Below are 17,723 nucleotides of genomic sequence, written 5' to 3'. Positions count from 1 at the left end.
GCGGCCTTGCCAAATCACCCTTAGACCGGCGCTACGCCGATCGATGCACCACCGTTTCCCGACCTTGGGAGCGATAGCTATGTCTCGCTCGGGCGACCTTGCCCGATGCCGCCATTGTGCTGATTCGCGCGCTCCGGTTCAAGTGTCTATTTTGCAACGCAGCAAATCACAGCGCCCAATCGAGCTGGAGCCAGAATTTGCGCGTGTCGGTGGCGAAAGTCTCTGCGCTGTAATCGGCGTAGCGGGCGGAGATCGTGGTCTTGCCCAGCTTGCCGCTGGCGAGCAGGTCGAGCTCGTCGCCATAGTGGCGCACCAGCCGGTCGCTGCGGAAGCGGTGCCAGTTGGCCTGCAGCGTCACGGCCTTGAACGGCCCCACCGTCGGCGCGCCGTAGCCGAGCGTGCCATAGAGGTCGCGCACGCCGTCGGGCGGATTGGGCACGAACTTGCCCGCCCAGCCGCGCCAGCGGAAGCCGCTGCCGACCGAGGTCTGGAACGACGTGAACGGCACGCCCTTGTCCGCGCCCAGCACCTCCAGCCCTCCGCCGGCCTTGAAGCCGTGTACGGTCGCCAGCGCGTCGAGCAGGTAGAAGCTCGCCGAATAGCGATTGGGGTTGCGGTGATAGTCGCTCTGCCGCGCGAAGCTCGCCTGATAGTCGATCCGCGCCGCGGGCCCGAGCTTCTGCCCGCCCTGCAGCTTCGCGCCATAGGTCTGGTTCGACAGGCGGAAGCCCTGCACCGCCGCCTCGTCCTGGTCGACCAGATAGGCATAGCCGGTGATCGTGCCGATCGGCGTCGCATAGCCCAGGTTGGCGAAGACATTGTCCCCCGAAATCGCCTGCTGCCGCGCGCCATTGCCCTCGACGCCCCAGACCGTGCGCACGCTCCAGGCATAGGTCAGGTCGGCCTTGAGCCCCTTGAGCGGGGTCCATTCGCCGCGGACCGCGTCATAGGTCTGGGCGCTCTGGCGGAAGAGCGCGGCGTCGACGAAGCGGTCCTCGTCCAGGCTGATGCGCTGCCGGCCGGCGGTCAGCGTCAGCGCGGGACTCTTGTACTGCAGCTGCGCGCGGTAGAGCGCGACATTCTCCGGGTCCGCCACCAGCGGGCGCGTCTGCACGCCGTGGAGCCCGTCGTAATAATCGTCGACGATTGCCATCACGCCCTGCGCTTCGGCGAGCGCGCTCCACCGGCCGCTGTGCGCCTCCACGCCGGCGCGGACGCGCACCGTCACGGCGTCGGCTTCCTCGGGCAAACCCTGCTGCTCGACATTCTCCCAGCGCAGCCGCGCCTCGACGAGCGGCTTGAGCGTGACGTCCTGCGCGCAGGCGGGCGCCGCGGCGGCCAGCACGGCCGCCGAACCAATGAACAAGCGCATCGACTTTCCCCCAACTGAAAACGGACGGCCCCGCAGCCGTCCGTCGTCTATCACATCAGATCCGCGCCCCGGAAGCCGCACCCCAGCCGGTGCGCCACTTGCCCTTGACCCAGCTCAGCCCGGCCAGCGCCACCAGCGCCAGGCCCGCGAAGATCAGGAAACCCGGCTGGTAGCTACCGGTCAGCTGCCGGGCGAAGCCGAGCGAGGAGGCGAGGTAGAAGCCCCCGATCCCGCCGGCCATGCCGACCAGCCCGGTCATCACGCCGATTTCCTCGCGGAAGCGCTGCGGCACCAGCTGGAACACCGATCCGTTGCCCACGCCCAGCGCCAGCATCGCAAGTACGAAGGTGGGGAGGGCAGTCGCCACGCTCGGCGCCGCGCTCACGCCTGCCAGCGCCAGCGCCGCGACCAGGAAGACGCAGCTCAGCGCCTTCACCCCACCGATCGAGTCGGCGAGCGCGCCACCCACGGGCCGGATCAGTGAGCCCGCGAAGACGCAGGCCGCAGTGGCATAGCCCGCCATCACCGTGGTCAAGCCGAAGCGATCGGTGAAATAGATCGGCAGCGACGCCGCCAGTCCCACGAAACCGCCGAAGGTGACGCCGTAGAAGCCCATGAACCACCAGGCGTCGGCGGTCTTCAGCGGCTTGAGGTATGCGGCCATCGGCTTGGGTGGCGGTGCGTTGGGCGCGTCCTTGGCCAGGATCAGATAGACCGCCAGCACGATCGTCAGCGGAATGCAGGCCAGCCCCAGCACGGCGTTCCAGCCGAAGGCCTTGGCGAGGGTGGGAGCGAACAGCGCAGCGAGCACCGTGCCCGAATTGCCCATGCCTGCCAGGCCCATCGCCTTGCCCTGATGCTCGGGCGGATACCAGCGGCTGGCGAGGGGCAGGGCGATCGCGAAGCTCGCGCCCGCGAAGCCCAGGATCACGCCCAGCGCCAGCGTGCCGCCGAAGCTGTTCACGCCCACGATCCAGGCCGCGAACAGGCCGGCGATGACGATCACCTGCGCGATCGCGCCCGAGCGCTTGGGCCCGATCCGGTCGACAAGCAGCCCGACGACGAGCCGCAGCGCCGCGCCGGCCAGCGTCGGCGTCGCCACCATCAGCCCCTTTTGCGCGGCGGTGAGGTGGAGCGTCTTGGCGATTTCGGGTGCGAGCGGCCCGAGCAGCACCCAGACCATGAACGCCAGGTCGAAATAGAGGAACGCGGCGATCAGCGTGGGGCGATGCCCCGCCTGCCAGAAGCCGCTCTTCGCTTTGCCTTCGCCTTCCCAATATGCCGTAGCCATCGGAACCTCTTCGCATGTGCGGTGGACACGAAAAAAGCCGCCTCCGGCCCCGTGCGCATGGCACCGGCCGGACAGCGGCTTTGCTGAATTCACTGGTCGAGGAGTGCCCCCACGCTGGGGCCACCTCGCTGAGACGCGCCACGTCGCGCGTTAGTTCAAGGCTTCCTCAATCTGAAACATTTCGCAAGTGCAAAAAATTCACTTGGGCCTGTGTGCAAGCGCAGCAAGGTACCCGGCGACATCGTCGGGGTCGAACACCGATCCGTCGAAGAAGCGGTCCGGCCCCAGCGTCAGCGCGCCCTGGTGTGCGCCGACGGGCAGCGGAGCGGCCAGCGCGCCCTCCAGCTTCATGCTCGCGCCCGGCATCGGCACGCCTGCGGCGCCGAGCGCGCGACGGTACACGTCGGGGCGGAAGACGTTGCCGGCCAGCGTCTCGCTCGCGTTGTCCGCCTTGACCATGCCCCAGCGGACCAGCTGCGAATAGATCCACAGCGCCTGGCTGCGCCACGGAAAGCCCGCGGCCTCGCGGTGGAAGAGCAGGAAGTCGGGGACGTCGACCGGCGCGTCGCCCGCGCGCAGCATCATCTGGCCGCTGAGCGCGGTCAGCAGCCATTCGGCGGGCTGGCCGACATGGTCCGGCTGCTCGAGCAGGAGCGCCAGCTCCTCGCGGTTGGCGGGATCGTCGCACCAGGCGGCCGCCCGCGAGACCGCGACGAGCAACCGGTCGACGGTCTCGGCATTGGCCTCCATCCAGTCGGTGCGCATCGCCAGCACCTTCTCGACGCCGCGCCGCCAGATGTTGACGCCCGCCGCGACGATCTCGCCCAGCCCCTCGGCCACCGCGACGCTGTTCCATGGCTCGCCCGCGATGAAGCCGTCGATCTCGCCGAGCCGCAGCGCCTCGACCATGAACGAGGGCGGCAGCACGCGGAGCGTCACGTCGCGGTCGGGATCGACGCCGGCATAGCCGAGCCAATAGCGCAGCATCAGCGCATGGCTCGAGAAGCGATGCACCACGCCGATCACCGGCTTGCGCTTGTAGAGTCCGATCGCATTGGCGAAGTCGTGCGCCGTCGCCTCCGGATCGCGCACGCGCTTGGCCGGCTCGGGGTCGAGCGCCGCGGCGAACTCGGTCGCCATCACCAGCGCGTTGCCGTTCACGTTGAGCTTGAACGGGGCGGAGAGCGCGGCAGGCTGCTGGCTCAGCCCCAGGTTCACTGCAATCGCGAGCGGCGCCAGCATGTGCGCGGCATGCACCTGGCCATAGACCAGCCGGTCGCGCAGCGTCGCCCAGCTCGTCGTGCGCACCAGCTTCAGGTCGATGCCTTGCGCCTCGGCGAAGCCCTTGGCCCGGGCGACGATCAGCGGCGCGCTGTCGGTCAGCGGCAGGAAGGCGATGGAAAGCGGAGTCATGGCTGCCCTCCCAGCAGGCTGTGCGCGGTGATCAGAGCCTCGGCCACCTCCACGATGCGCTTGTTCTGGTTCATCGCGGTCGAACGGAGCAGCGCATAGGCCTCGGGCTCGCCGAGCCCGCGCGTCTGCATCAGGATCGCCTTGGCGCGGTCGATCGCCTTGCGGTCGGCCAGCGCGGTGCGCGCCTCCTCAAGCTCGGCCTGCATTCGCGCAAAGGCATTGAAGCGGCGGATCGCGAGATCGAGGATCGGCTTCACCCGGTCCTTGCGGAGCCCGTCGACGACATAGGCGGAGACACCCGCATCGATCGCCGCGCCGATCATCGCGTCGTCGGACTGGTCGACGAACATCGCGATCGGCCGGGCCAGCGCGCGGCTCACCGCCAGCATTTCCTCCAGCGTGTCGCGGCTGGGGCTGCCCAGGTCCATCAGCACCACGTCGGGCGCCATCCGCTCGAGCTTGGCGACGAATGCCCCGCGCGGGGGCACGACATGGATGTCCTCATAGCCGGCCTCGCGCAGACCCTCCTCCAGGACGGTCGCGCGCAGTCCGCTGTCATCGACGATCACAATCCGCAAAGGCCGACCTTCCCCACAGGCGGAGCCGGCCTAATGCAGTCGTGCCTGCCCTCCGGTCAACCGGCCGCGGGAACCGGCTGCTGCCATCCGCCGCCCAGCGCGAGGAAAAGCGTGACCGTCGCGTCGGAGAATTGCGCCTGCGCCTGCGCCAGCAGCGCCTCCGACGCGGCGAGCGAACGTTCGGCATCGAGCACGATCTGGAAGCTCTCGGCACCCTGCTGGTAGCGCAGCCGGGCGATCCGCGCGGCCTCCTGGCTCTGCGTCCGCGCGCGGCGCAGCGTCTCCACCCGCGTTCCCTGCGCGACATAGTTGGCGAGCGCGGTCTCGGTGTCGCGTAGTGCCGCCAGCCAGGCGCCGTCGAACTCGGCGAGCGCCGCATCGGCCGAGGCCTCGGCCTGCGCGATGTGCGCGCGTGCCACGCTGGTGTTGGGGAAGCTCCACGAGATCAGCGGACCCAGGCTGAAGCGGAACCCGGAATTGGAGAAGAGGTCGCCGACCGAGCCTGCGGTCGATCCGACCGAGCCGCCGATCGTGATGTTCGGATAGAGCTCGGCAGTCGCCACGCCCACGCGCGCGGTGGCCGCGGCGAGCCGGCGCTCGGCGGCGCGCACGTCGGCGCGCCGGGCGAGCAGGGCCGCGCCGTCGCCCACCGGAATGGGGGAGGTGACCGTCGGCGGCGTGTTGCATGCCGCGACATCGGCAGGGAAGTCGGCCGGCGGCTTGCCGGTGAGCACCGCGAGGCGGAACAGCGCGGCTTTTCGCCCGGCTTCGAAATTGGGGATGTCGGAGCGGACCTGCTCGAGCTGCGCGGCGGCGCGGCTGGTATCGAGCCCGGTCCCGCGCCCGCCTGCCTCCAGGCGGCGCGTGAGGTCGAAGGTTTGCTCCTGGACGCGCAGCGATTCGTTGGCCACCGCGAGCTGGCGGCCCGCCGCGCAGGCGTCGGCATAGGCGCGGATCGTCTCCGCCACCACGGTCACGCGCGTGAGGTCATAGGTCGCCTGGGTGGCCTGCACGTCGGCGCGGCCGGCCTGGATCGCGCGGGCGATCCGGCCGAACAGGTCGACCTGATACCCGAGGTCGAGCCCCGCGTCGTAGCTCTCGCCCTCCGCGCCGCCGGGTTGGCGGGCATAGCCGGCACTTGCGCTGATGTCGGTGCTCGGCAGGCGATTGGCGCGCGTTTCGCGCAATACCGCGCGCGCCTGGCGCAGGTTGGCGGCGGCGACGCGCAGGTCGGTATTCGCCGCTAGCGCCTCGCCGACCAGCCGGTCGACCACCGGCTGGTTGAACAGCCGCCACCAGTCGGCGGGCGGCTCCGCGGGCGAGAAGCCGGGCGCGCCGGCCTGCGAGAAGGGCACCTGCGCCGGCTGGTTGGGCGCCGGCGAGACATAGTCCGGCCCGACCACGCAACCCGAAAGGGCAAGCCCGAAAAGAGCAATGAGGTTGCGTTTCATCATGCTTCTCCCGCACCCGCCGCCGCCGCCGCCGCCGCTGCGGGAGCCTCGGGCTCCGCGCGCTTGCGGCTGGTCCGCTCGGCCAGGCCGCGCATCAGGACATAGAAGATCGGTGTGAAGATCAGGCCGAAGAAGGTGACGCCGAGCATGCCGAACGACACCGCGGTGCCCAGCGACTGGCGCATCTCCTGGCCGGGGCCGCTGGCGATGGCGAGCGGGATCACGCCGAAGATGAAGGCGAAGCTGGTCATCAGGATCGGGCGCAGGCGCGAGCGCGCGGCGTGCACTGCGGCCTCGAACCGGTTCATGCCCTCTTCCTCGCCCTGCTTGGCGAACTCGACGATCAGGATCGCGTTCTTGGCAGCCAGCGCGATCAGCACCACCAGGCCCACCTGGGTCAGGATGTTGTTGTCCATGCCGCGCAGCGTCACACCCAGCAGCGCCGCCAGGATGCACATCGGCACGATCAGGATCACCGCCAGCGGCAGCGTGATCGATTCATATTGCGCCGCGAGCACCAGGAAGACGAACACCACCGCAAGCACGAAGATCAGTGCCGAGCTGCTCCCTGCCGCCTTCTGCTGATAGGCGAGACCGGTCCATTCGAAGCTGTAGCCCTGCGGCAGCGTGTTCGCCGCGAGCCGCTCCATCGCAGCTAGTGCGTCGCCAGAGGAGACACCCGGTGCCGCCGCGCCCTGCAGCTCGACTGCGGGGAGCAGATTGTAGCGGACGACGCGCGACGCGCCCGAGTCGCGGTGGAAGCTGGCGACCGCAGACAGCGGCACCATCTCGCCGCTGCGCGAGCGCACCTGCAGCCGCCCGACGTCGCTCAGGTCGTCGCGGGCGCTCGGCTCGGCCTGCGCGGTCACACGGAAGGTGCGGCCGAGCAGGTTGAAGTCGTTGACATAAGTCGAGCCGATGTAGGTGCCGATCGCCGCATAGACGTCGTTGGGCTCCACGCCGAGCAGTTGTGCCTTGTCGCGATCGACGTCGGCGCGGATGCGCGGATTGGCGGTGTTGAAGAGCGAGAAGACCTGGGTGACCTTGGGCTCTTGCATCGCCGCGCCCATCATCGCGCCGGCCGCGCCTTCCAGCCCGCGCCATCCGGCATTCGCCGAACGATCCTGGATCATCATCACGAAGCCGCTGCCGTTGCCTAGGCCCTGGACCGCGGGCGGGGCGATCATGAAGATGTTGGCGCCTTCGATCTGCCCCCCGAGCGCGCCGGTGAGCTGGCCCGCGAGCGCCGCGGCCGACTTCTCCGATCCCCGCTTCGACCAGTCGTCGAGCTTGAGGAACATCACGCCAGAGTTCGAGGCCTGGCTGAAGCTCGCCCCGTCGAGGCCCGCGAAGGCAGCGCCGTCGACGACACCGTCGGTCTTGCTGGCGATGTCATAGGCCTTGTTCAGCACCGCGCTCGTGCGATCGAGCGAGGCGCCGGGCGGAAGCTGGATCACACCGATCAGGAAGCCCTGGTCCTGCTCGGGTATGAAGCCCGTCGGCGTCGCGGTGAGGCGCCAGCCGGTGAGCGCGAGCAGGCCGGCATAGACGATCATCATGATCAGCCCCATCCGCACCACGCGCGCGGTGAGCTTGCCGTACCGGTCCGAGAGCCAGTCGAAGCCCTGGTTGAACTTCTCCGCGCCGACGCGCAACGGGCGCGTCCAGCGGGAGCCATGGTCGGTCTCGATATCGCGGTGCGGCTTGAGCAGCAGCGCTGCCATGGCGGGCGAAAGCGTCAGCGAGAGCAGCAGGGAGATCGCCGATGCCGCCGCGATCGTCACCGCGAACTGGCGGTAGAAGATGCCGGGGATTCCGGGCACCATCGCCGTTGGCACGAATACCGAGACCAGCACCAGCCCGATCGCGATCAGCGCGCCCGAGACTTCGCGCATCGTGCGGTGCGAGGCCTCGCGCGGGGGCAGTCCCTCGCGGATGTGCTTCTCCACCGCCTCGACCACGACGATCGCGTCGTCGACCACGATGCCCACCGCCAGCACCAGGCCGAACAGCGACAGCGAGTTGATCGAGAAGCCGAGCGCGAGCTGCACCGCGAAGGTGCCGACCAGCGCGATCGGGATCGCGACGATCGGGATCACCGCCGCGCGCCAGGTCTGGAGGAAGACCACGACGACGAGCACCACCAGCACCACCGCCTCGAGCAGCGTGTGCTGCACTGCCTCGACGGACGCCTGGACATATTCGGTGGGGTTGTAGGGGATCGACCACTTCATCCCCGGCGGGAAATCGTGCGCGAGCGTCTCCATCTCCCCAAGGACGAGCTTGGCGGCCGAGAGCGAATTGGCGCCGGGCTGCTGGACGACCGCCAGCGCGATGCCCGGATGGCCGCTGAACGAGCCGCGGATCGCATAGTCCTGGCTGCCCAGCTCGACGCGCGCCACATCGGCCAGCCGCGTGATCGCGCCGCTCGTCGGATCGGACTTGACCGTGATGTTCGAGAATTGCTCGACCGTGCGAAGCCGTCCCTCGACGTCCACCGGCACTTCGAACGAGGGATTGGCCGGGCCGCTCGGGGTCTGGCCGAGCGCGCCGCCCGCCACCTGGACATTCTGTGCCCGGAGCGAGGCGATGATCTCGCCCGCGGTCAGGTTGCGCGCCGCGGCTCGATCGGGGTCGATCCATACGCGCATCGCGTAGTTGCCGCCGCCGAACACCTGGACGCTGCCCACGCCTTCCAGCCGCAACAGCCGGTCGCGGATCGTCGTGTTGGCGTAATTGCCCATGTAATCGGTATCGAGGCTGCCGTCGGGCGAGGTGAGCGCCACGATCATCAGGAAGCCCGATTCCTGCTTGTTCACCGTCACGCCGACCTGGCGGACCTGCTCGGGCAGGCGCGGCTCGGCCAGGCGGACGCGGTTCTGCACCAGCACCTGCGCGGAATCGAGATCGGTGCCCGGCTGGAAGGTGACGGTGATCTGCGCCGCGCCCTGGGTCGAGGACGAGCTCATGTAGAGCATGCCCTCGACGCCGTTGATCTCCTGCTCGAGCGGCGCCGCGACCGTCTCGGCGATCGTCTCGGGCGAGGCACCGGCATAGGACGCCTGCACCGCGATCGTCGGCGGCGCGATCTCGGGATATTGCGAGAGCGGCAGCAGCGGATAGCAGAAGGCGCCGATCAGCGTGATGAAGACCGCGATCACGCCCGCGAAGATCGGGCGCTCGATGAAGAAGCTGGAGATGTTCATGGCGCTGCCTTTCAGCGCTCGCCGGCCGGCTGCGCGGCGGAAGCAGGCAAGGCCGCGCCCGAAGGCGGCGAACCCGCGGCTGCGGGCTGCTCTTCGATCTTGCCCGGCTGCGGCTGGACTTTCTGGCCAGGCCGCGCGCGCTGGATGCCGCCGATGATCACGCGGTCCTCGCGCGTCAGGCCGCCGTGGATCACGCGCAGATTGCCGCGCAGAGCGCCGGTCTGCACCGGCTTGGCGGCGACGGTGCCGTCCTTGCCGACGACATAGACCACCTGCCGCGCCGCATCGGCGATCACCGCCGTATCGGGCACCAGGATCGCGTCATAGGGCTGCGAGGCTTCGAGCCGCAGCGTGCCGAACATGCCGGGCTTCAGGAAGCCACCCGGGTTGGGCATGATCGCGCGGGCGCGGATCGTGCCGGCACCGGCGTCGATCGCGTTGTCGATGAAGTCGAGCGTGCCGGCATGCGCGAAGTCGCTTTCGTCGCTCAGCTTAACGCGGACTGGCGTGCCGGTGCGCACGCCCGAGCCCTCGCGCTGGTACTTGAGCAGCAGCGCCTCGGATCCCTGGAAGACGAAGTGCAGCGGATCGACCGAGACGATCGTGGTCAGCACGGTCTGGTCGGCGGTGACCGAATTGCCGACGTCGACGCGGCGCTCGGAGATGCGGCCGCCGATCGGGGCAGTGACCCGGGTGAAGCCCGTATCGAGCTGGCGCGCGCGGACATTGGCCTGTGCGGCGGCGACCTGCGCTTGGCCCGAGCGGACCGCCGCCTGGCGCGACTCGACTTCTTCCTGGCTCGCGGCGCGCTGGGCGGCGAGCGCCTGCGAGCGGGCGAGCTCGGTACGCGCGTTGGCGAGCGTCGCCTGGGCCTGGGCGAGCTGCGCCCGCGCCTGCGCCAGCGCCGCCTCGGCCGGACGCGCGTCGATCGTGAAGAGCAGCTGGCCGCGGCTCACATATTCGCCGTCGCGGAAATGGACGCCCTGGAGATAGCCCGAGGAGCGCGGACGCACCTCGACGTTCTGCACCGCTTCGAAGCGGCCGACGAACTCGTCCCAGTCGGTCAGGCGCTGGACGAGGGGAGTCGCCACGGTGACGGGCGGGGCGCCCTGCTGCGGCGGGCCCGATTCGCCACCTCCGCCGCACGCCGAAAGCGCGAGCGCAGCCGCTAGAGCGGGCATGACAAGCATCTGGGATTTCGTCGAAAACATGTGCGCGTTCCTGGTTCTGCCCAGTTCGGCGACCCTCCCCGGGGCGACCTTCTTCTGTGGGCCTTGTCCCGTGCCGCGGGGCTAGGCACAAGCTCGAGCATTGTCAACGGCCGTAGACATCAATGTCCACGAGCGTTGACCCATGTTCCTGCAGTGGTAGGAAGGTCGTCCATGATCCCGCCCACCCAGGCTCCGCCGCGTTCGCGCAATGCGGCCGCGACGCGGCAGGCGATCCTCGCCTCCGCCCGCCGCCATTTCGCCCGCGACAGCTACGAGAATGTCGGCCTGCGCGAGATCGCGCGCGATGCCGGCGCCGATCCGGCGCTGGTCAGCCGCTATTTCGGCAGCAAGGAGCAGCTCTTCAAAGAATCGGTCCGCGCCGACAAGGATCTGATGCAGGGCGTTACCCGCGATGCATTGCCGGCACATTTCGCCGCGCTGCTCCTCGACGGGGACAGCGGGGATGCCGATCACGCGGCCGACGAGATGGACCGGCTGATGATCCTGCTGCGCTCGGCCACCTCGCCCAAGCCGTCGAGCATCATCCGCGAGGCGATCGACGAAGATATTTTGGGTCCTGTGGCGGCGCTGCTCGGCGGGGCCGACGCGTCGCTCCGCGCGAGCCTGGGGCTCGCCGTGCTGATGGGGGCGGGGATCATGCGCTCGGCGCTGGCGATCGCGCCGCTCGAGAGTCTGAGCGCCGACGCGTTGCGCGCGCGGCTGACGGCGCTCTTTGCTGCCGCGCTCGATGAAGGATCGGGCGCGGTCTAGGTCCATTTATCGGGTGGGCCAGACGGCCAGGCTGGTCTCGACCAGCCGTTCGAGCTCCTCGCGGCTCGCGCCCGCGCCGGCCTGGAGCGACAGCCCCTGGAGCAGCGCGCCGAGATAGGTGGCCAGCCCCTCCGCGGTCATGTCCTCGGGCAGTTCGCCGTCGGCCTTGGCCTGCTCGAAGCGCTCGACCAGCGTGCGGCTGGAGGATTTGCGGCGTTCGATCACTTCGGCACGGATCGATTCGGCCTCGACGCCGCACGCGACCGAGCTGATCACGCGCAGGCAGCCCTTGGGATCGCCGCAGTCGCTGGTCTGCATCGCCAGCGCGCCGCGCAGCAGCCGCTCGGCGACGGCGCGCGCTGTCGGCGCCTGGATCGCCTCGCGCATATAGGCGAGCTTCTCGCTCTCGTAGAGGTCCAGCGCCTTGCGGAACAGCGCCTCCTTGTTGCCGAAGGCGGCATAGAGGCTGGGGCGGGTAATGCCCATCGCATCGGTGAGGTCGCTCAGCGACGCGCCCTCATAGCCCTTGGTCCAGAAGACGCGCAGCGCAGCCGCCAACGCCTCGTCGACGTCGAACTCGCGCGGGCGGCCCTTGGCGGCCGGGCAGCAGATGTTTTTCATAATGATCGGTACATAAGCTTAAACCGCAGAAAATCCAATTGCATTGTGCCGTTCGGACCTAGGTACTTCCCCTAGCGCCTCCCGGCCATGGTGCAATCACGGAACGCACATAGGCCGCGCTTCGTTGACGCCCGGTTGCGGAGAGGCCCGCCACCTGTTAGTTCGTTCGAACGAACAGGAGGTTCATGGTTTCGCAGACTCTCCTCGAGACAGCGGTCGACCAGTTCGGGCGGCTTGGGTTCGAAGGCGCGAGCACGCGCGAGATCGCGCGCGCCTCGGGCACCGCCATGTCGTCGATCACTTATCATTTCGGCGGGAAGCAGGGCCTGTATCTGGCCGCTGCGGAGCATATCGCGGAATCGATCCGGTCGCTGCAGGGCGATTCGGTCGCGCGGGCGCTCGAGGCCGGCCGCGCGTCCCCCGAAGCTGCGGCCGCCTCGCTCGCCGCGATCCTCGACGGCCTCGCCCAGATGATGCTGCGCCCGGAGACCGAAAGCTGGTCGCGCTTCATCATCCGCGAGCAGCAGACGCCCACCGAGGCTTTCGATCGCCTGTTCGAGATCGCGATGCAGCCGATCCTCGATGCCTTCCTCGAGCTGATCCCGCTCGTGCGCCCCGGCACCGATCGCCGCGAGGCGACCGCGATGGGCGTGCTGCTCTTCGGCCAGGCGATGGTGCTGCGCGCCGGCCGCGCCGCGGTCTGCCGGGCGCTGCAGATCGACCGGATCGACGACGACACCGCCACGCTGCTGCGCGCCCGCCTGCGCGCCAATGTGCTCTGCATCCTTTCGGAGAAGCCGAGATGAACCGACGCCGCCTCGTTGTGCTTGCCATCATCGCCGTGCTGCTCATCGCGGCGATCGCGACCGGCGGCTTCGGCCTGCTCCGCTCGGCGCGCAGTACCGAGCTCGCGCTCTACGGCAATGTCGACATCCGCGAAGTCGACCTCGGCTTCCGCGTCAACGGCCGCATCGCCGCGATCGGCGTCGACGAGGGCGACAAGGTGACGCAGGGCCAGCTCCTCGCCACGCTCGAGACCCGCACTATCGACAGCCGCATCGCCGAGGCCGACGCCCGCGTCGCCCAGGCGCAGGCGCAGCTCGCCAAGCTGCGCAACGGGAATCGCCCGCAGGACGTCGGCCAGGCGCGCGCGCGAGTCGACGCGGCGCAAGCGGCGCTGCGCGAGGCCGAGCGCGACTATACCCGCCGCCAGCCCTTGGTCGCTCCCGGCGCGATCAGCCGCGCCGTCTGGGAGCAGACCGTCGCGCAGCGCGACCGCGCCCAGGCGCAGGTCCGCGAGGCGCAGCAGGCGCTCTCGCTGCTCGTCGCCGGCAGCCGCTCGGAGGACATCGCGGGCGCCGAGGCCGAACTGCGCTCCGCCCAGGCCGCACGCCAGGGGGCGGGCACCGACCTCTCCGACACGCGACTGGTCGCGTCCGCCGCGGGCACCGTGGTGACGCGCGCCCGCGAGCCCGGCGCGATCGTTCAGCCCGGTGAGACCGTGCTCACCCTCGCGATCGACCGCCCGATGCGCGTGCGCGCCTATGTCGCCGAAACCGACCTCAGCCGGATCAGTCCGGGGATGAAGGTTCAGGTCACCGCCGACGGCAATCCCAAGACCTACACCGGCACGATCGGCTATATCTCGCCCCGCGCCGAGTTCACGCCCAAGACCGTGGAGACGGCGAACCTGCGCACTGACCTGGTCTACCAGCTCCGCATCATCGTTACCGACCCGGACGACGCACTCCGGCAAGGCCAGCCGGTAACGGTCCGCATCCCCGCCGCCCGCCCCGCGCGGAAGGATTGAGCGGCGATGGCCGGGCCGCTCGCCCGCACCGAGGGGCTGGTCAAGCGCTTCGACGGGGCCGACGCCCCCGCGCTCGACGGCGTCTCGATGGGTGTCGAGCCCGGCAGGATCACCGGGCTCGTCGGCCCTGATGGCGCCGGCAAGACCACGCTGATCCGCATTCTCGCCGGCTTGATGGCGCCCAGCAAAGGCAAGGTCGATCTGCTCGGCGGTTCGCCCGGCGAACGGCTCGACGACCTCGGCTACATGCCCCAGCGCTTCGGCCTGTACGAGGATCTCTCGGTCATCGAGAATCTGCGCCTCTATGCCGACGTCCGCGGCCTTCCCGCCGAAGAGCGCGCCGATAGCTTCGGCCGGCTGCTCGAATTCACCGATCTCGCGCGCTTCCAGGATCGGCTCGCGGGCAAGCTGTCGGGCGGCATGAAGCAGAAGCTCGGGCTCGCCTGCGCGCTGGTGAAGACGCCCAAGGTGCTGCTGCTCGACGAGCCCGGCGTCGGCGTCGATCCGATCTCGCGGCGCGAGCTCTGGGCGATGGTCGGCGAATTGACCGACCAGGGGATCGCCGTGCTCTGGTCCACTGCCTATCTCGACGAGGCGGAGAAGTGCGACACCGTCTATCTCCTCAACGAAGGCAAGCTGTTGTTCGACGGCCCGCCCGCCGATCTCACCGGAGCCGTGGCCGATCGCGTGATCCGCGTGACCGGCTTCGCGGACCGGCGCCGCCGCTTCCTCACCCATGCGCTCGACCGCAAGGACGTGATCGACGGCACGATCCAGGGCCGCTCGGTTCGGCTGCTGCTCGCCGAAGGGGCGCCGGCGCCCGATGCCGCGGCGCTGGAAGGCGGGCCCGACACGCAGGTGGCTCCCGCCCAGCCGCGCTTCGAGGACGGGTTCATCGAGCGGCTCGGCGGCGGTCCTCCCGGCACCAGTGCGCTTGCCGAGCGCTACCGCACGATTCCGCCCAGCGACGCCTGCGCAATCGAGGCCAAGGGGCTCACCAAGGTCTTCGGCGATTTCACTGCCGCCAAGGACATGAACTTCGCCATTCCGCGCGGCGAGATCTTCGGACTGCTCGGTCCGAACGGCGCGGGCAAATCGACCACCTTCAAGATGCTCTGCGGGCTGCTGACGCCGACCAGCGGCACGGGCTCGGTCGCGGGCAAGTCGCTGCGTCATTCGCGCGCCGACGCGCGCTCGCAGCTTGGTTACATGGCGCAGAAATTCTCGCTCTACGGCGATCTCAGCGTCCGCCAGAACCTCGATTTCTTCGCCGGCGCCTATGACCTCCCGCGCGACCGCGCTGCCCAGGCGATCGCGGCGATGGTCGACATCTTCGAGCTCAAGGCCAAGCTCGACGTCAATGCGGGCACGCTGCCGCTCGGCTTCAAGCAGCGGCTCGCGCTCGCCTGCGCGGTGATGCACGAGCCGCCGGTGCTCTTCCTCGACGAGCCCACATCGGGCGTCGATCCGGTCACCCGTCGCGAATTCTGGACCCACATCAACGGCTTGGTCGAGAAGGGGGTGACCGTGCTCGTCACCACGCACTTCATGGACGAAGCCGAATATTGCGACCGCGCGACGCTGATCTACCGCGCCGAGCAGATCGCAACGGGCACCCCCGACGAGCTCAAGAAGCGCGCCGCCGACCTCACCGGCACTGACGACCCGACAATGGAGGACGCCTTCATCGCGCTGATCGAGGCGTTCGACCGCGAGCGTGGGCAGCAGAAGGAGGCGGCGTGATGCGCTTCTCCTTCCGCCGCCTCGCTGCGCTGGTGCGCAAGGAGGGCGCGCAGATCCTGCGCGATCCTTCCACCTTCCTGATCGCCTTCGTGCTGCCGATGATCCTGCTGTTCCTGTTCGGCTATGCGGTATCGCTCGACACCAGCCGCACGCGCATCGCCGTGGTGCTCCAGGATTCGAGCGCGCCCGCTCTGCGTCTCGCCCAGGCCTATCAGCGCTCGACCTATTTCGACGTGACGATGGCGCGCAGCGTCGCGGCGGTGCGTGACGGCATGGTCGACGGCAGGCTGCGCGCGATCATCGTGATCCCGCAGGATTTCGGAGACGGAGTGAAGCGCGGCCGCACGCCCCCGGTCCAGATCATTACCGACGGTTCGCAGCCCAACACCGCCAATTTCGCCGCGGCCTATGGCGAGGGCGTCCGCGCACAATGGGCCGCCGCCGAGGGGCTGGAGAGCGGCGCGGATGCCGAGCCGCCGGTCTCGGTGTCGGCACGCTACTGGTACAACCCCGAGCTGATGAGCCGCTATTTCCTCGTCCCCGGCTCGATCGCCAACGTGATGACGATGATCGGCACACTGCTCACCGCGCTCGTCGTCGCGCGCGAGTGGGAGCGGGGGACGATGGAGGCGATGATGGCCACGCCGATCAGCATGGCCGAGTTCATCGCCAGCAAGGTCATCCCCTATTTCTTCCTAGCCCAGGCATCGATGGCGTTGTGCGCGGCTATCGGCGTGTGGATCTTCGGCGTGCCGTTCCGTGGATCGGTGTTCACGCTGTTCGCGATCTCCTCGGCCTTTCTGATGCCCGCGCTGGGCCTCGGCCTGTTCATCTCGGCGGCGACCAAGAACCAGTTCGTCGCCAGCCAGATCGCCTTGCTCTCGGCCTTCCTGCCCACCTTCCTGCTCTCGGGCTTCATCTACGAGATCGGATCGATGCCCTGGCCGATCCAGGCGCTCACCTACATCGTGCCCGCGCGCTACCTGATCCCCGCGCTCGAATCGGTCTTCCTCGCCGGCGACCAATGGGGGCTGATCCTCCCCAACATCGGCATCATGCTCGGCTTCGGCGCGCTCTTCTTCCTGCTCTCCTTCCGCGTAACGCGCCGGAGCCTGGACTGATGCGGGCGCTCTTCGAACGCTCCGGTCTGCGCCGGCTCTGGGCGATGATCGTCAAGGAGCTATGGGCGGTGCTGCGCGATCCCAAGTCGCGGATCGTGCTGTTCGTGCCGCCGCTGATGCAGCTCTTCATCTTCACCTTCGCGACCACGCTCGACGTCAAGAATGTCGACGTCGGCCTGCTCGATCGCAGCAGCGGCGCGCATTCGACCGAGCTGGTCCAGCGCATCTCGGGGAGCCCGAATTTCCGCCAAGTCGTGCGCCTGCGCAGCTTCGACGAGTTGCAGGAGGCGATCGACAACCAGCGCGTGATCGCCGCGATCGTGATCGACCAGGATTTCGACCGCGATCTCGCCCGCCACCAGCCCACCACGATCGGGGTGGTTCTCGACGGCCGCCGCTCCAACGCCGCGCAGATCGTCGCAGGCTATCTCACGCGCATCGCCGGGCAGATGGGCGCCGATACGCTCCCGCGCGCCGCGGCGGACGGGCAGGGGGGCAGCGAGGTCATCAACTGGTACAACCCCGCGCTCGACTATATCTGGTTCACGCTGCCTTCGCTGGTGGCGATCATCACCTCGGTCGCGGGGCTCGCGATCACCTCGCAGAGCGTCGCGCGCGAACGCGAACTGGGCACGTTCGACCAGCTCATGGTCTCGCCGCTGCGCATCCACGAAATACTCATCGGCAAGATGGTCCCGCCCTTCATCATCGGGATGATCAACGGCAGCGTCTATCTGGTGGTGGCGCCGCTGATCTTCGGCGTGCCCTTCACCGGCTCGCTGCTGCTCTTCTTCCTCAGCCTCGCCACCTATCTGCTCGCGCTGATCGGGCTAGGCATGCTCGTCTCGGCGGCGTCGCAGACGCAGCAGCAGGCCTTCCTCGGCGTCTTCCTCGTCACCACGCCGCTGATCCTGCTCTCGGGCTATGCCGCGCCGATCGACAACATGCCCGGCTGGCTGCAGGTGGTGACCTTCCTCGATCCCGCCCGCTACTTCCTCGTCATCGTCCAGGGCCTGTTCCTCAAGGCGATGCCGGCGGGTGCCGTCTTCCACCAGCTATGGCCGCTCGTGCTGATCGCGATAGCGACGCTCTCGGCGTCGGCCTGGCTCTTCCGTGCGCGCATGGAGTGATTGCG

At 69.0% G+C, this 17,723-nt stretch carries 14 protein-coding genes; 6 read left to right on the top strand and 8 right to left on the bottom strand.

All coding sequences use genetic code 11. The features are described 5' to 3' along the window. Positions 1 to 166 precede the first annotated feature (166 nt). From J7500_RS13835 to J7500_RS13805, 7 genes are all read right to left on the bottom strand, one after another. On the bottom strand, positions 167 to 1,372 hold the full coding sequence (locus J7500_RS13835; RefSeq protein ID WP_294062389.1) for a hypothetical protein: 1,206 nt from the start codon (positions 1,370 to 1,372) through the stop codon (positions 167 to 169). A 55-nt stretch (positions 1,373 to 1,427) separates the two neighbouring features. After that, the gene (locus J7500_RS13830) at positions 1,428 to 2,663 is read right to left on the bottom strand and encodes a NarK/NasA family nitrate transporter (RefSeq protein WP_294062388.1); all 1,236 of its coding nucleotides are present in this window, start codon (positions 2,661 to 2,663) and stop codon (positions 1,428 to 1,430) included. Between the two features lie 198 nt (positions 2,664 to 2,861). Continuing rightward, positions 2,862 to 4,076: a CmpA/NrtA family ABC transporter substrate-binding protein gene (locus J7500_RS13825; protein ID WP_294062387.1), complete on the bottom strand. Its 1,215-nt coding sequence runs from the start codon at positions 4,074 to 4,076 to the stop codon at positions 2,862 to 2,864. Further along, entirely contained in the window at positions 4,073 to 4,654 is a 582-nt protein-coding gene (locus tag J7500_RS13820) for an ANTAR domain-containing response regulator (RefSeq protein ID WP_294062386.1), read from the bottom strand. Before J7500_RS13820 ends, J7500_RS13825 begins: the two co-directional genes overlap by 4 nt. Before the next feature lie 56 nt (positions 4,655 to 4,710). Further along, positions 4,711 to 6,105: an efflux transporter outer membrane subunit gene (locus J7500_RS13815; protein ID WP_294062385.1), complete on the bottom strand. Its 1,395-nt coding sequence runs from the start codon at positions 6,103 to 6,105 to the stop codon at positions 4,711 to 4,713. Continuing rightward, complete coding sequence (locus J7500_RS13810) at positions 6,105 to 9,311, bottom strand: efflux RND transporter permease subunit (protein ID WP_294062384.1); 3,207 nt, start codon at positions 9,309 to 9,311, stop codon at positions 6,105 to 6,107. The genes J7500_RS13815 and J7500_RS13810 overlap by 1 nt, the downstream gene beginning before the upstream one ends. Before the next feature lie 11 nt (positions 9,312 to 9,322). Next, positions 9,323 to 10,492 (bottom strand): efflux RND transporter periplasmic adaptor subunit, encoded by a 1,170-nt coding sequence (locus J7500_RS13805; RefSeq protein WP_294062383.1) that lies wholly within the window; start codon positions 10,490 to 10,492, stop codon positions 9,323 to 9,325. A 201-nt stretch (positions 10,493 to 10,693) separates the two neighbouring features. Between J7500_RS13805 and J7500_RS13800 the strand changes: the two genes are divergently transcribed. Further along, entirely contained in the window at positions 10,694 to 11,293 is a 600-nt protein-coding gene (locus J7500_RS13800; RefSeq protein ID WP_294062382.1) for a TetR/AcrR family transcriptional regulator, read from the top strand. 6 nt (positions 11,294 to 11,299) lie between these two features. On the opposite strand, the gene J7500_RS13795 is transcribed toward J7500_RS13800, so the two are convergent. Next, positions 11,300 to 11,914 (bottom strand): TetR/AcrR family transcriptional regulator, encoded by a 615-nt coding sequence (locus J7500_RS13795; RefSeq protein WP_294062381.1) that lies wholly within the window; start codon positions 11,912 to 11,914, stop codon positions 11,300 to 11,302. Between the two features lie 185 nt (positions 11,915 to 12,099). Between J7500_RS13795 and J7500_RS13790 the strand changes: the two genes are divergently transcribed. Genes J7500_RS13790 through J7500_RS13770 form a run of 5 tightly spaced genes read left to right on the top strand, consistent with a single transcriptional unit; the run spans position 12,100 to position 17,718 of the window. Continuing rightward, positions 12,100 to 12,720, top strand: coding sequence for a CerR family C-terminal domain-containing protein (locus tag J7500_RS13790; RefSeq protein WP_294062380.1), 621 nt, complete (start codon positions 12,100 to 12,102; stop codon positions 12,718 to 12,720). Further along, entirely contained in the window at positions 12,717 to 13,724 is a 1,008-nt protein-coding gene (gene hlyD, locus J7500_RS13785) for a secretion protein HlyD (RefSeq protein WP_294062378.1), read from the top strand. The genes J7500_RS13790 and hlyD overlap by 4 nt, the downstream gene beginning before the upstream one ends. Positions 13,725 to 13,730: 6 nt before the next feature. Then, positions 13,731 to 15,467: an ATP-binding cassette domain-containing protein gene (locus J7500_RS13780; RefSeq protein ID WP_294062377.1), complete on the top strand. Its 1,737-nt coding sequence runs from the start codon at positions 13,731 to 13,733 to the stop codon at positions 15,465 to 15,467. Beyond that, positions 15,467 to 16,588: an ABC transporter permease gene (locus tag J7500_RS13775; RefSeq protein WP_294062376.1), complete on the top strand. Its 1,122-nt coding sequence runs from the start codon at positions 15,467 to 15,469 to the stop codon at positions 16,586 to 16,588. Before J7500_RS13780 ends, J7500_RS13775 begins: the two co-directional genes overlap by 1 nt. Continuing rightward, positions 16,588 to 17,718 (top strand): ABC transporter permease, encoded by a 1,131-nt coding sequence (locus J7500_RS13770; RefSeq protein ID WP_294062375.1) that lies wholly within the window; start codon positions 16,588 to 16,590, stop codon positions 17,716 to 17,718. Before J7500_RS13775 ends, J7500_RS13770 begins: the two co-directional genes overlap by 1 nt. Positions 17,719 to 17,723: the final 5 nt, after the last annotated feature.

This window comes from Sphingomonas sp. (assembly GCF_017744835.1).
GTDB lineage: Bacteria > Pseudomonadota > Alphaproteobacteria > Sphingomonadales > Sphingomonadaceae > Sphingomonas.
Note: the sequence above shows the minus strand (reverse complement) of the source record. Positions and strands in the feature narration are given on the sequence as shown.